The sequence below is a fragment of the Flavobacterium branchiophilum NBRC 15030 = ATCC 35035 genome (assembly GCF_002217205.1).
Taxonomy (GTDB): Bacteria; Bacteroidota; Bacteroidia; order Flavobacteriales; family Flavobacteriaceae; genus Flavobacterium; species Flavobacterium branchiophilum.
The window spans coordinates 51,257-65,404 of sequence record NZ_MUGT01000035.1 but is presented as its reverse complement, the minus strand read 5'-3'; the positions used below and the strand labels follow the sequence as shown (position 1 = coordinate 65,404).

14 protein-coding genes are annotated in these 14,148 nt (G+C 34.0%); all 14 read left to right on the top strand.

Going from position 1 to position 14,148, the window contains the following annotated elements:
* Positions 1-25: 25 nt before the first annotated feature.
* Positions 26-877: an ABC transporter permease gene (locus B0A58_RS04880; RefSeq protein ID WP_089080098.1), complete on the top strand. Its 852-nt coding sequence runs from the start codon at positions 26-28 to the stop codon at positions 875-877.
* Positions 878-891: 14 nt separating this feature from the next.
* Positions 892-1,950, top strand: coding sequence for a hypothetical protein (locus tag B0A58_RS04875; RefSeq protein WP_089080097.1), 1,059 nt, complete (start codon positions 892-894; stop codon positions 1,948-1,950).
* Between the two features lie 3 nt (positions 1,951-1,953).
* Positions 1,954-2,886, top strand: coding sequence for a hypothetical protein (locus tag B0A58_RS04870; RefSeq protein ID WP_089080096.1), 933 nt, complete (start codon positions 1,954-1,956; stop codon positions 2,884-2,886).
* Positions 2,887-2,918: 32 nt separating this feature from the next.
* Positions 2,919-4,220 (top strand): ABC transporter ATP-binding protein, encoded by a 1,302-nt coding sequence (locus B0A58_RS04865; RefSeq protein WP_089080095.1) that lies wholly within the window; start codon positions 2,919-2,921, stop codon positions 4,218-4,220.
* Positions 4,221-4,284: 64 nt separating this feature from the next.
* Positions 4,285-5,061, top strand: coding sequence for a glucose-1-phosphate cytidylyltransferase (gene rfbF / locus B0A58_RS04860; protein ID WP_089080094.1), 777 nt, complete (start codon positions 4,285-4,287; stop codon positions 5,059-5,061).
* A gap of 11 nt (positions 5,062-5,072) precedes the next feature.
* Positions 5,073-6,167 (top strand): CDP-glucose 4,6-dehydratase, encoded by a 1,095-nt coding sequence (gene rfbG, locus B0A58_RS04855; protein WP_089080132.1) that lies wholly within the window; start codon positions 5,073-5,075, stop codon positions 6,165-6,167.
* A 6-nt stretch (positions 6,168-6,173) separates the two neighbouring features.
* Complete coding sequence (gene rfbH / locus B0A58_RS04850) at positions 6,174-7,478, top strand: lipopolysaccharide biosynthesis protein RfbH (protein WP_089080093.1); 1,305 nt, start codon at positions 6,174-6,176, stop codon at positions 7,476-7,478.
* A complete protein-coding gene (locus B0A58_RS04845; RefSeq protein ID WP_089080092.1) occupies positions 7,475-8,377 on the top strand; it encodes an NAD-dependent epimerase/dehydratase family protein in 903 nt (300 codons plus the stop codon). Before rfbH ends, B0A58_RS04845 begins: the two co-directional genes overlap by 4 nt.
* Positions 8,378-8,379: 2 nt before the next feature.
* A complete protein-coding gene (locus tag B0A58_RS04840) occupies positions 8,380-10,089 on the top strand; it encodes a thiamine pyrophosphate-binding protein (RefSeq protein ID WP_089080091.1) in 1,710 nt (569 codons plus the stop codon).
* A gap of 3 nt (positions 10,090-10,092) precedes the next feature.
* Complete coding sequence (locus B0A58_RS04835) at positions 10,093-11,064, top strand: glycosyltransferase family 2 protein (RefSeq protein ID WP_089080090.1); 972 nt, start codon at positions 10,093-10,095, stop codon at positions 11,062-11,064.
* Positions 11,065-11,197: 133 nt separating this feature from the next.
* On the top strand, positions 11,198-11,419 hold the full coding sequence (locus B0A58_RS04830) for a glycosyltransferase (RefSeq protein ID WP_089080089.1): 222 nt from the start codon (positions 11,198-11,200) through the stop codon (positions 11,417-11,419).
* A gap of 13 nt (positions 11,420-11,432) precedes the next feature.
* Complete coding sequence (locus B0A58_RS04825) at positions 11,433-12,314, top strand: glycosyltransferase family 2 protein (protein WP_089080088.1); 882 nt, start codon at positions 11,433-11,435, stop codon at positions 12,312-12,314.
* A gap of 117 nt (positions 12,315-12,431) precedes the next feature.
* Positions 12,432-12,968 (top strand): hypothetical protein, encoded by a 537-nt coding sequence (locus B0A58_RS04820; protein WP_089080087.1) that lies wholly within the window; start codon positions 12,432-12,434, stop codon positions 12,966-12,968.
* Positions 12,969-13,409: 441 nt separating this feature from the next.
* Positions 13,410-14,148, top strand: a 739-nt coding sequence (locus B0A58_RS04815; protein WP_089080086.1) for an Rpn family recombination-promoting nuclease/putative transposase, incomplete at its 3' end; no start/stop codon positions are given.

Below are 14,148 nucleotides of genomic sequence, written 5' to 3'. Positions count from 1 at the left end.
AATAAATTAAATATTAAAATAAAAAATGAGTAATTCAAATCAAGCCTGGACAGAAGAAATAAAGGCACAAGATTCTTTGTTTTCTGTCAATTTAAAAGAAGTTTGGCATTATAGAGATTTGTTGATGATGCTTGTAAAACGTGATTATGTTACGTTTTACAAGCAAACTATTTTAGGCCCAATTTGGTTTTTTGTACAACCCATACTTACAACTTTGATGTATGTACTGCTTTTTGGTCAGATAGCAAAAATTTCTACAGACGGTACACCACAATTAGCATTTTATTTGTCAGGTATCACAATTTGGAATTATTTTTCAGAATCCTTAACTAAAACATCAACAGTATTTAGAGATAATGCTGCAGTAATGGGCAAAGTTTATTTCCCTAGATTGATAATGCCTTTGTCCATCGTTGTATCAGGGTTGATGAAATTTGGTATTCAATTTGGACTTTTTGTGGTGGTTGTTTTATATTACACTTTTATTCAACAATCCATACAACCCAATATATGGGTTTTGGCAACACCTTTTTTGTTATTAATCATGGCATTATTTTCGTTAGGGTTAGGAATGATTTTTTCATCTTTGACAACAAAATACAAAGATTTGGTTTTTTTACTTACCTTTGGTATTCAATTGCTTATGTATGCTACACCAGTAGTTTATCCTGTTACAGCCATACCCGAACATTATAGATGGGTTGTCAATTTAAATCCATTAACGGGGGTGTTTGAATGTTTTAGATATGCTTTTTTGGGTTCAGGAAGTTTTGATCCAACGAGTTTGTGGGTAAGTATTATTTCTACTATACTATTGATGGTTGTAGGTGTAGTAATTTTTAATAAAGTAGAAAAAAGTTTTATGGACACTGTTTAATTTTTTTTTAAAAAATGATTATAGCCAATCCAATATACGATGTAGTATTTAAACGGATGATGGAGAATGAGCGGGTAGCAAAATTCTTCATAGGAACGTTATTGGATCAAACGATAGAAAGTATCGAGGTAAAACAACAGGAGTTTACCTTTATGAAACATTTGGATTTAGACGATCCAAAGGTTCAGGAATTTGTGGCCAAAAAAATCAACGAACGGCTACTGATTAATGTCATGCGATTGGATTTTGTAGCAACAATAAAAACAGACACGGGCGAATATAAAAAAATATTGATAGAAATACAAAAAGCCAAACACCAAATCGATTTGATGCGGTTTCGGAATTATTTGGCAGAGCAATACAAGCGAGAGGACAAAATATTAGAAACCGCTGCACCGTTGCCTATTACTACAATTTATGTATTAGGATTCAATTTGAGCGAAATAACCTCGCCATGTATCAAGGTAGAACGACAATATAAAGATTTGATCGAACAAAAAGTCATCAATGAGAAGAGCGATTTTGTAGAAAAATTGACCCACGACAGTTATGTAGTACAAGTAAACCGAATAACCAATAGGTTTCAAACCCGATTGGACAAAATGTTGAGTGTTTTTGAGCAAAATCATTTTACGGACGAAAAAGAAATAGTAAAAGTATTTGAACATCAAATAGATAGCGAAGATTTGAAACTCACCACATCGATATTGCACCACGCAGGCACCGACCCAAAGGACCGCAAAGAACTAGAAGACGAACAAGAAGCATGGCGAACAATAGATGCCCTAACGGGAAATATTCGACACAAAACAGATCAATTATTGCAAATCATTTCCGAGAAAGAGCAAGCCTTATTGGAAAATGAAAAAATCATTTCCGAGAAAGAGCAGGCCTTATTGGAAAATGAAAAAATCATTTCCGAGAAAGAACAAGCTTTATTGGAAAATGAAAAAATCATTTCCGAGAAAGAGCAGGCTTTGTCCGAGAAAGAGCAAGCCTTGAAAGACAAAGACAAGGAAAACGAAGCTTTGAAACAGCAAATTGCCCTATTAATGAATAAAAAAGACAAGTAAAAAATGATTATAGCCAATCCAATATACGATGTAGTATTTAAACGGATGATGGAGAATGAGCGGGTAGCAAAATTCTTCATAGGAACGTTATTGGATCAAACGATAGAAAGTATCGAGGTAAAACAACAAGAATTTACCTTTATGAAACATTTGGATTTAGACGATCCAAAGGTTCAGGAATTTGTGGCCAAAAAAATCAACGAACGGCTACTGATTAATGTCATGCGATTGGATTTTGTAGCAACAATAAAAACAGACACGGGCGAATATAAAAAAATATTGATAGAAATACAAAAAGCCAAACACCAAATCGATTTGATGCGGTTTCGGAATTATTTGGCAGAGCAATACAAGCGAGAGGACAAAATATTAGAAACCGCTGCACCGTTGCCTATTACTACAATTTATGTATTAGGATTCAATTTGAACGAAATAACCTCGCCATGTATCAAGGTAGAACGACAATATAAAGATTTGATCGAACAAAAAGTCATCAATGAAAAGAGCGATTTTGTAGAAAAATTGACTCACGACAGTTATGTAGTACAAGTAAACCGAATAACCAATAGGTTTCAAACCCGATTGGACAAAATGTTGAGTGTTTTTGAACAAAATCATTTTACGGACGAAAAAGAAATAGTAAAAGTATTTGAACATCAAATAGATAGCGAAGATTTGAAACTCACCACATCGATATTGCACCACGCAGGCACCGACCCAAAGGACCGCAAAGAACTAGAAGACGAACAAGAAGCATGGCGAACAATAGATGCCCTAACGGGAAATATTCGACACAAAACAGATCAATTATTGCAAATCATTTCCGAGAAAGAGCAGGCTTTGTCCGAGAAAGAGCAGGCCTTGAAAGACAAAGACAAGGAAAACGAAGCTTTGAAACAGCAAATTGCCCTATTAATGAATAAAAAAGACAAGTAAAAATCAGGATTTAATCTGAAATATATTAAACAATGAAGTTAGCCATTAAAGCAGAAAATATTTCCAAACAATACCGACTAGGAGAAGTAGGTACTGGAACATTATCGCATGATTTGAACCGATTTTGGAGTAAAATCAGAGGTAAAGAAGACCCTTATTTGAAAATTGGCGACAGTAACGATCGTACGAGCAAGGGTTCTAGTGATTATGTTTGGTCGTTGAGAGATATTAATTTTGAAATAGAACAAGGCGATGCGGTTGGAATTATAGGACGAAATGGTGCTGGAAAAAGCACATTGCTCAAACTATTAAGTAAAGTTACCAAACCTACAACGGGGAGTTTCAAAATAAATGGTCGAATTGCCTCGTTGCTCGAAGTGGGCACGGGTTTTAATCCCGAAATGACAGGACGAGAAAACATTTATTTGAATGGTGCCATATTAGGCATGCGAAAATTTGAAATCGACAGAAAACTCGACGAAATTATTGCTTTTTCGGGTGTAGAACGCTATATTGACACACCCGTAAAACGCTATTCCTCTGGTATGTATGTGCGGTTGGCATTTGCGGTAGCCGCACATTTAGAATCTGAAATTCTTATAGTAGATGAAGTATTGGCTGTGGGCGATGCCGAATTTCAAAAAAAATGCCTCGGAAAAATGGGCGACGTGTCCAAAGGCGAAGGCAGAACGGTGCTTTTTGTGAGCCATAATATGGCGGCGGTTTCTACGCTTTGTAATAAGGGGATTTATCTCAAAAACGGGCTTGTGGAATCTGTAGGAGGGATAGAAGGAATTATTAATCAATACATTACAAATGGACAAGAGAGTGCTCCTTTTGTATTGCATAAAGATATAAAATATCAAAATACTTGTCCTCATGCACATTTTGAATGTATCAGTATATTTTCTGAAGGCGAAAATAAAAACTCGGTTAGAATAGATAGAGAAGTTCAAATTGAAATTGAATACAGGGTTTTGACAGATGATGCTATAATATGGCCAAGCATTCATTTACTTGACGCTATGGGAACTTGCATTTTGGCAACATTTAATAGTCCAGCTGCATCATTTGTAGCCGATCCTTTTTTTGGAAAACCGCTAAAAAAAGGCGTTTATAAAACGGTTTGTACCATACCAGCTAATTTCTTGAATGAATCTTCATACCAAATTTCTGCTTTTTTAGTACCACAAGATACTACACAAATTGTTGTAGCTCAAGAAGTATTGTCTTTTAATGTAAACGAAACAGGCGAAATGACCAAAGACTATGTTGGGACATGGATTGGTTTGATAAGACCAAAATTAAATTGGAACACCACATTTATTAGTTAAAGTTTATTACTTTTGAACCATACTAACAAAAGGAATATTATAGCATCAAATTGAATAAATTAATATGAAAGTAGTTATTTTTGCAGGCGGAAAAGGAACAAGGATTTCCGAAGAATCGCATTTAAAGCCAAAACCCATGATAGAAATAGGAGGAAAACCTATTTTATGGCACATTATGAAAATTTATGAAAAACATGGTTTTACAGAATTTATTTTATGTTTGGGCTACAAAGGGAATGCAATTAAGGAATATTTTGTAAATTATTTCTCGTACAATGCTGATATTACAATTGAACTACAAAACAATACGATTGAAGTTCATCATACAAAAGCAGAAAATTTTAAAGTTACATTGGTCGATACGGGATTAGATACCATGACTGCAGGAAGGTTGCAGCGAGTAGAAAAATATATTCAAGAAGACACTTTTATGCTAACTTATGGAGATGGTGTAGCAGATGTAAATATTTCAGAATTAGTAGATTACCATCATTCGCACGGTAAGTTAGCTACCATGACGGCTATTATTCCTGAAGGAAGATTTGGTACTATGGATATTGCAGATGATGGAATTGTAAATAATTTCAAAGAAAAACCCAAAAATGACAACCATTGGATTAATGGCGGTTTTTTTGTTTTGAACAAAGAAGTATTCAAATATTTGAATCAAGACATGACAGACATCATGTGGGAAGAACAACCTTTGATTCAATTAACGGCAGATAAACAATTGATGACTTTCAAACACCACGGTTTTTGGAAATGTATGGATGCCATGAGAGACAAAGAAGAATTAGAAAAAATGTGGGACAAAGGTAATGCACCTTGGAAAATTTGGTAAATACAATACAAATGAATTTATTTTCAGACATTTATAGAAACAAAAAAGTTTTAGTAACTGGGCATACAGGCTTCAAAGGGGCTTGGCTTTCCTATTGGTTGATACAATTAGGGGCAGATGTATATGGTATTTCGGATAAAATTACTACACAGCCTTCCCATTTTGAGTTATTACAACTTGACATGCAAAGTTATTTTATTGATATTCGAGACAATGAATTGCTCGATGCTCAAATAAAAAACATTAATCCAGATATTATTTTTCATTTGGCAGCACAGCCTCTTGTTAGGTATTCTTATAAAGAACCCGTAGAAACTTTTGCTACAAATGTCATGGGAACGGTTCATATACTCAACACCTGTTTGTCTTTGTCCAATATCAAAGGGATTGTAAACATTACAAGCGACAAATGTTACGAAAATTTTGAAGACGACAGACCTTATAACGAAGCCGATAGAATGGGAGGATATGATCCGTATAGTGCCTCAAAAGGTGCAGCGGAACTGGTAGTAGCGTCGTTTAGAAATTCCTTTTTTAATGTCAAAGATTTTGGTACAAAACACCATTTTATACTTGCTTCTGCTCGGGCAGGAAATGTTATTGGCGGGGGCGATTGGTCTGAAGATAGATTGATTCCCGATTTGGTAAAAAATGCGGTTACAAACACCGTTACCACCATTCGGTCTCCTTATGCAACAAGACCTTGGCAACATGTTCTGGAACCTCTTTCGGGCTATCTAGTATTGGGACAAAAGGTATTAGAACAAGACATAACCGTGTCTGATGGATGGAATTTTGGACCAGAAAACAACGAAACACTTGCTGTAAAAGAAGTACTCGAAATCGCATCTAAAGTTTGGAATCAATTGCAATTTGATTTTCCAAAACTCGAAAACCAGCCTCACGAAGCCAACCTGTTGCGTTTGGATTGTACTAAAGCCAACCAGCAATTGCAGTGGTTTCCTGTTTGGAACATCAACGAATCGATACAAAAAACCATCAATTGGTACCAACAATATTATACCACAAATACAATAATAACCCCAAACGATTTGTTGGATTATATCCAACAAGCCAAAAATAAAAACTTACATTGGACTAAATAAAATATTATGGAATTTAAACATTTAAACGAAGACTTGTTACAAAGTTTAACAGCTATTGCAACTAAAAATACAACCCAAATCATTGTACCGGGCGAAAATTACATTCCCGTTACGGGCAAAGTATTAGACGCTCAGGATTTGTTGTATGGCGTAGAATCTGTTTTAGATGGATGGCTTACAACGGGCAGATATGGCGAAGCTTTTGAAAAAGATTTTGCCAAATGGTTTGGTTCTCGAACCTCGTTGTTGGTCAATTCAGGATCTTCGGCCAACTTGGTGGCTTTTTATACCCTAACATCGCCAAAATTGAAAGCCAAACAAATTTTGCCTGGAGACGAAATTATTACAGTAGCCGCTGGATTTCCAACAACTATAAATCCAATGGTTCAATATGGTTGTGTTCCTGTTTTCATTGATGTAGATATTCCAACATACAATATCAAAGTAGAACGTATTGAAGAGGCCATCACTCCAAAAACCAAAGCCATTATGATAGCTCATGCTTTAGGCAATCCATTCAACCTGAAAGTGGTTATGGAAATAGCCAAAAAGCACAATCTTTGGGTTATCGAAGACGATTGCGACTCGCTAGGGGCTACTTACGAAGGAAAAAAAACAGGTACTTTTGGCGATTTAGCTACGGTATCTTTTTATCCAGCACACCATATTACCATGGGCGAAGGCGGTGCAGTATTGGTTAATAATCCACGAATTGGAGCTATTGCCAAAAGTTTTAGAGACTGGGGCAGAGACTGTTATTGCGAGCCAGGGTGCGATGATACATGTGGCAAAAGATTCGATTGGAGTTTAGGCGATTTGCCTCATGGCTACGATCACAAATACACCTACTCTCACATCGGGTTTAACCTAAAAGTTACCGATATGCAGGCTGCTATTGGATTGAGTCAATTGAAAAAAGCCGAAACTTTTGTGCAACGCCGTCAAGAAAACCATGCCCTTTTGTATAACAAACTCAAACCTTTTGAAGACCATTTTATACTACCAGAAGCCACCCCAAACAGTGTGCCAAGTTGGTTTGGGTTTATGATTACCCTACGAGATTCTAGCCCCGTAAACAGAGAAGAATTGGTACAGTTTTTAGAAAAAAATAAAATTGGAACCCGATTGTTTTTTGCAGGAAACATTGTAAAACAACCCGCTTACAAAGACATGAATTACAGAGTTGTAGGCGATTTGACCAATACAGATACCATCATGAACCGTTCGTTTTGGTTGGGTGTTTGGCCTGGTTTGCAAGAACAACATTATGATTATATAGTTGCAAAAATTAATGAATTTTTGAGAATATGAAAATTTTAGTTTCTGGTTCAGGAGGGTTTTTAGGCGGTGCTTTTGTGAATTTTTGCAAAAGCAAAGGTTATTCTGTATTAGAAATTAAAAGAAAAAGCAATCATAATAAAGACGAAAGTTCAGGAAAAGTATTTTATCAAAATTCTTTATTAGAAGAAAAGGTAGTAAGTGATATTTGCGATTTTGAACCTCAGTTTTTTTTTCATTTTGCATGGAAAGGCGTTAGCAATACCAACAGAAATGAAGATCAATACCGCTATAATATCAATTTGACTTTAGAAAGTATTGAGTTGGCACATCTAGTTGGGTGTACAAAATGGATTGGTTTTGGTTCGCAAGCTGAATATGGTATTAAAAATAATAAAATTGCCGAAGATGAAGGGTGCAAACCTATTACCAATTACGGAAAATCCAAATTATCTTTATCCATTTCAAGTTTAGGTTTGTGTGAATCTTTAGGAATACAAGGTGCTTGGATTAGAGTTTTTTCTGTTTTTGGACAAAACGATCATGAAACCGCATTAATACCAATGGTTATTCAAAAAATGCTCAAAAATGAGGAAATTCATCTTTCTGCCTGCACTCAAACTTGGGATTATTTATATATCGATGATGCTTTAGAGGCATTAAACAGTTTGATGTTACATTTCAAATCGGGAATATATAATTTGGGTAGCGGACAGGAAATTATTCTTAAAGATGTTATCAATTTAATACAAAAAATAACAAATTCTCAATCTAATTTACAATTTGGTAGTGTTCCGTTTAATCAAAATTCTATTCGTTACCTCGTAGCAAATATAACCAAGCTAACACAACTAACCAATTGGAAACCAAGTTTTTCGTTAGACGATGGATTGAAAAATACAGTAATGTATTATAAAAATAAAAATTACTAACTATGAATGTAGTCGATTTTATATCAAAATTTCTCCATGCTCAAGGGGTAACTCACGTTTTTGAGTTGTCTGGAGGCATGATAACTCAAATTATAGACTCGCTGTACCGAGAAGGAAATATCAATATTGTGTCTGTAAAACACGAGCAAGGAGCAGGTTTTGCTGCCGAGGGTTATGCCCGTGAAAAAAACATTCCAGGAATTGCGTTGGCAACTAGCGGACCTGGTGCTACTAATTTGCTTACAGCAATTGGAAGTTGTTATTTTGATGCTGTTCCTGCCGTATTTATTACAGGGCAAGTCAATACACACGAACTCAAAAAAGAAAGTGGTGTTAGACAATTGGGTTTTCAGGAAACGGACATAGTTGCCATGGCAAAACCAGTTTGTAAAAAAGCAATTCAATTGCATAATGGATCAGATATTGTTGCGGTTTTAGAAGAAGCCTTTACATTGGCATTAAGTGGCAGAATGGGGCCTGTACTTATTGATATTCCTATGAATGTACAAAGAGAGTTTGCAATTGAAACATATCATTTTCAAAAATTAAATACACAAACAGCTCCTAACTTTTTAGCAGATTCGATATGGGACGATATCAACCAGCATTTGCAAAAAGCCAAAAGACCCATCATGTTAGTTGGGCGAGGTGTATTGCAAGACAAAGAGGCATTACATTCATTTGTAGCACATACAAATATACCTGTTGTTACCTCGCTTTTGGCTGTTGATGCACTAGCAACGCATCATCCTCAAAAAGTTGGAATGATTGGCAGTTATGGAAACCGATGGGCTAATAAAGCTATTGGAAATGCCGATTTTTTATTGGTTGTAGGAAGCCGATTAGACATTAGACAAACAGGTGCTGATGTTGCTGGATTTGCCAATAATAAAATCATTTTTCAAGTTGATATAGATATAAACGAAATCAATAATAGAGTAAAAAATACGGTAGCAATTCATACTACTGTAAATGATTTTTTGACCCAAGCTATTGAAAAAATCCAAAAAGTTGAAGTTTTAGATTGGTATCAAAACATTGAAAACGACCGAAAACAATTTCCAGACACCGAAGAAATTAAAGGTATTTTGGGTATCAATCCAAACGTATTTATCAAAAAAATGTCCGAGCTTTCGCCTTTGGCAAAAAGTTATACTGCCGATGTGGGTAGCCATCAAATGTGGGCGGCACAATCGCTTGTTTTACAAAACCATCAAACATTTCATTCTTCGGGTGGCATGGGTGCCATGGGATTTTCTTTGCCAGCTGCCATTGGTGTTGCCTTGGCTGCAAATGCCCCTGTCGTTTCTATTTCTGGAGATGGTGGTATTCAATTGAATATTCAAGAATTGCAAACCATTTTTCATCATCAAATTCCTGTAAAAATAGTGATTATCAACAACCAAAGTTTGGGAATGATCAGACAATTTCAGGACAGTTATTTTGAAGGCAGACATCAAAGCACCGTTTGGGGATACAGTGCTCCTGATTTTCAAAAAATTGCGGGTGCTTATGGCATCAAAGCACTAACTATTACCGAGACAGAACAAATAGAACAAGCTGTTGCTCAAATGTGGCAACATCCTAACGAGCCTTTTTTGTTGCAAGTAATGATTGACAAAAACAATAATGTGTATCCGAAAATAGCCTTTGGAAAACCCATAACCGAAATGGAACCAGATGTATTGCCAACCGAAATAGAAAGCACTTAAATTATGCTAGAAATATTTTTAATAACATACAACAGGTCGTCTTTTTTGATAAAAACCCTTCATTATTTGAAAGGGTCTGTTTTGAAAAATTATAAAATTACGGTTCAAAACAACCGTTCTACAGACGATACCGTGGCTCAATTTGAACAGTTTTATAGCACTTTTCAAAATGAGTTTTTGGATTTAAAATTAGTAACAAATGCTTATAATGTTGGAGGTAGTGTGAATTTTATGAAAGCTATTGAGTCAAGTAAGTCTGAATATACTTGGGTTTTGTGTGATGATGACTTTATTGACGCATCAGACATGGAAGATGTATTTGAAGTTTTAAAAGCAGGACAAGTCGATTTGGTACACGTTGGTGCTCATCCCGAAAAGGAGCGAACCATTTTTGCCCAAACCACAACGCCAAAACAACTATTGGAACAAGGCTATCCTTATTTTGCTTATAGTAGTTTTATGCCTTGCAACATTTTTAGAACACAACTTTTTTTGAACGACTATTTGATTCAAGCTTATGATAATGTAGGTAATGCTTATCCGCATATGCCTTATCTTTTTGGGATATATACAACAAATAAAATAATGTATGTGTCTAAAAATCAAATTGTTACAGCTGGTATGGAAGGGCAAAGTTATAGCCAAAACAAATGGGCTAGATGGTGGATCAATACCTCAAAATTATTGACAACAAAAGAAGATGTTCGAGCGGCTTTTTTTGACCAATTTAAAATTATGGGCAACAGCCAAAAGAAAAAATACATCAAAGCCGTGTATGCTTTTTTTAATAGAATTATAAATGAAAATAATAGAGAAACAAATATAATAATAGAAAATTTTATAATAGAAAATTTTATTTTTTCAGAAAAAATAAAATTTAAAATTTATTTATTTAAAAAAAATAATTTTTTTATATTACTTTTCTTAAAAATTAAAAAAAAATTAAATTTTAAGGAAAGATTTTTAAAAGTATAAATTAAGAACAGTTAGCATGTATCCATTATTAACAATTGCCATTCCAACTTACAATAGGGCTACTTATTTAGAAATCAATTTGAAGCAATTGTTTCAAAATAAGCAAGAATTGTAACAGAGTCAAAGTTTAGAAATTCTTATTTCAAATAATGCTTCGACAGATGAAACAGAAGCTGTTATAAAAAAATATGAGGCAATGGGTATGCCAATACAATATTATAAAAATGAACAAAATATTGGAGCTGACGGCAATTTTGAAAAGTGTTTTTCAAAGGCATTAGGCAAATATGTTTGGATTTTTGGCGATGATGAATTATTATTTAATCATTCCAAAGTAATTAAAACAATGGTTTAACTAAAAAATTAAAATGAATCAAAACACTCCACTTGTTTCGGTATGTTTGCCCATATATAACGGGGCCGCTTTTTTGGAAGAAGCCCTAGCAAGTTTGGCTGCTCAAACCTATCCAAACCTAGAATTGATAGTAAGCGACGACCAATCGACAGATCATTCGCTACAAATAGTAGCCGCTTTTCAGGCCAAAGTCGGTTTTCCTATTCGTGTTTTTTCGCATGAGCCTGCGGGTATTGGTGCCAATTGGAACCATTGTGTGCAACATGCCCAAGGCGAATACATCAAGTTTTTGTTTCAAGACGATGTGTTTTATCCCGAGTGTATCTCGCTAATGGTAGCACAAGCCCTTCGAAGCCCAAAAATAGGGATGGTGTATTGCAAGCGTGATTTTTTGTATGAAAAAACAGAAGAAAATTCAAATTGGATAGCAAGATATGGGGTTTTACATCAAAGATGGGATGGTTTTATTGTAAAAGACCAAGAGATTGTTCGTGGCACACAAATGTTAAAAGACAAGAAATTGCTTAAATTTCCAACTAATAAAATAGGCGAACCCACAGCGGTACTGCTTCACAGACGGGTTTTTGATAAAGTGGGGCTATTTTCGCCACATTTGAAACAAATTTTAGATGTTGAGTATTGGCTTCGGCTCATGAAACATTTTGATGTAGTTTATATCGACCAACCTTTGATTTATTTCAGAATCCACGAGCAACAAGCCAGTGCCATTAATGCCAAAAACCGTCATGAACTGGAGGATTATTATTTTTATGGCTTGTTAATTCAAAATGTATTTTGGCAGTTGCATTTTGAAGTTCAAAAGGGATTATTTTTCAACTATACTAAATTTGGAAATCAACTCAAAAAAATTTTAAAACTAAATTTTTTGAGATAAAATTTCAAGTTTGAGGTTTCAATTTTTAAGTGCATACAAAGTAGCTGGGCTATGATGTTACCTATTTTATATGTATATTTAGTATAAATTTATAAATGCATAAAAAAATAATTTCAAATGAAAGCAAAATTATTATTTTTATTAAGTTGGATAACCCTATTGGGCTATTCACAAGAAAAAAAACAGTTATTTAACACACCACATGTTTCTAGGGTCGTAAAAAATATACCTTTCGATTTAGACGCAAATAAAGGAATGTTGGTGTATGGCGGTGGGAGATCATTGCGTAAAGCATTAGAAAAAATAAACTATTTTGATTTGTTAGTTCCTTTCGAAAAATTTGCAAAAGACATCAATCAAGAACATTTACAGGAAAAATTAAAAACTGCAAAAAATTTAGAAGAAACATACGAAATTATTGACAAAGAATACAAGCAATTTATGATTTTATATTTTGAATCTGACTCAAACGATGTGGTTAGATACAGATTATATAAGCCAGGAGTTGGTAATATTTTTATAGTAGAAGACGTGTATTCTGTGCAACTTATTGGTATAACAGCGGGTAAAAGGTATTTATATACAAACGTAGAGGAAGCAATGTATAATGAAATTGTAAATTATATAAGGCAAAATTCAAAAATGTATCAGTAAATTTATTTTATTTTATTTTATTTTATATGTTTAATTTATAAGCAACATGAAAAGTTATAGGATTACAAAGATTTTATAGTTTCTTTGAAACCTGAAACCTGAAACTTCTTAATAGCGTTATATATAATTGTTTAATGTAAATATTAAGCAATCAATCATAANNAATAGAAGGAAAAATAGAAATTGCTATAAACCTTATTATCGAAAATGCTACAAATGAATTTATTTCGAAAATAACAGGATTAGCTATAGAGCAAGTTGAAAAATTACGAATTGAAATTAAAAAATTGCCTACCAAAGATTAAGCAATCAATCATAAAAAATAAAAATCCATTTTATTGTCAAAATAAGCATAATTTGCAGCCAAAAAAAGTTGGCTAAAATATTTTTCACTTTAGCAAAAATTTGTTGTAAATTTGTATTTTAATTAAAATCAAATTAATGAAGGCAAAATATATTAATCCATTTACGGATTATGGATTTAAAAAAATATTTGGAGAAGAAGCCAGCAAGCTTTTGCTGATTGATTTTTTGAACGCCCTTTTGCCGGAACGAAACCATATTATTGATTTATCATTTAAAAACACAGAGCAGCTTGGACAAACAGAAGCCGATAGAAAAGCGATTTATGATATTTATTGCGAAAATGAAAATGGCGAAAAATTTATAGTAGAATTGCAGAAAGCAAAGCAGAATTATTTCAAGGAGCGAACCATCTATTATGCTACTTTTCCAATAAAAGAACAAGCAGAAAAAGGAGAATGGAACTACAATCTGAAAGCCGTTTATTGTGTAGGAATTCTTGATTTTACCTTTGATGATTATGAAAATGAGCCTGAAAAAAGCGAAGTAGTGCACACAATTAAATTAAAAAATCAGAACGGAAAAATTTTTTACGATAAACTGACCTATATTTATCTTGAAATGCCCAATTTCAAAAAAGAGGAAAATAATTTAGAAACTCGTTTAGATAAGTGGTTGTATTTCATCAAAAATTTAGAAGACTTTCAAAGCATTCCAACCATTTTTAAAGACGAAGTATTTGCTCAAGCCTTTGAGAAAGCAGAGTTAGCAAAATTTGATACAACAGAATTAGACAATTATGAATCGAGTTTAAAAAGCTACAGAGATTTAAAAGGAGTTATCGACACTGCCTTTGATGAAGGAAAAATAGAAGGAA

Excerpts from the sequence above, each read along its gene's own strand:
- B0A58_RS04880 (WP_089080098.1), top strand. The coding sequence starts at position 26 with ATGAGTAATTCAAATCAAGCCTGGACAGAAGAAATAAAGGCACAAGAT.
- B0A58_RS04875 (WP_089080097.1), top strand. The coding sequence starts at position 892 with ATGATTATAGCCAATCCAATATACGATGTAGTATTTAAACGGATGATG.
- B0A58_RS04870 (WP_089080096.1), top strand. The coding sequence starts at position 1,954 with ATGATTATAGCCAATCCAATATACGATGTAGTATTTAAACGGATGATG.
- B0A58_RS04865 (WP_089080095.1), top strand. The coding sequence starts at position 2,919 with ATGAAGTTAGCCATTAAAGCAGAAAATATTTCCAAACAATACCGACTA.
- rfbF (WP_089080094.1), top strand. The coding sequence starts at position 4,285 with ATGAAAGTAGTTATTTTTGCAGGCGGAAAAGGAACAAGGATTTCCGAA.
- rfbG (WP_089080132.1), top strand. The coding sequence starts at position 5,073 with ATGAATTTATTTTCAGACATTTATAGAAACAAAAAAGTTTTAGTAACT.
- rfbH (WP_089080093.1), top strand. The coding sequence starts at position 6,174 with ATGGAATTTAAACATTTAAACGAAGACTTGTTACAAAGTTTAACAGCT.
- B0A58_RS04845 (WP_089080092.1), top strand. The coding sequence starts at position 7,475 with ATGAAAATTTTAGTTTCTGGTTCAGGAGGGTTTTTAGGCGGTGCTTTT.
- B0A58_RS04840 (WP_089080091.1), top strand. The coding sequence starts at position 8,380 with ATGAATGTAGTCGATTTTATATCAAAATTTCTCCATGCTCAAGGGGTA.
- B0A58_RS04835 (WP_089080090.1), top strand. The coding sequence starts at position 10,093 with ATGCTAGAAATATTTTTAATAACATACAACAGGTCGTCTTTTTTGATA.
- B0A58_RS04825 (WP_089080088.1), top strand. The coding sequence starts at position 11,433 with ATGAATCAAAACACTCCACTTGTTTCGGTATGTTTGCCCATATATAAC.
- B0A58_RS04820 (WP_089080087.1), top strand. The coding sequence starts at position 12,432 with ATGAAAGCAAAATTATTATTTTTATTAAGTTGGATAACCCTATTGGGC.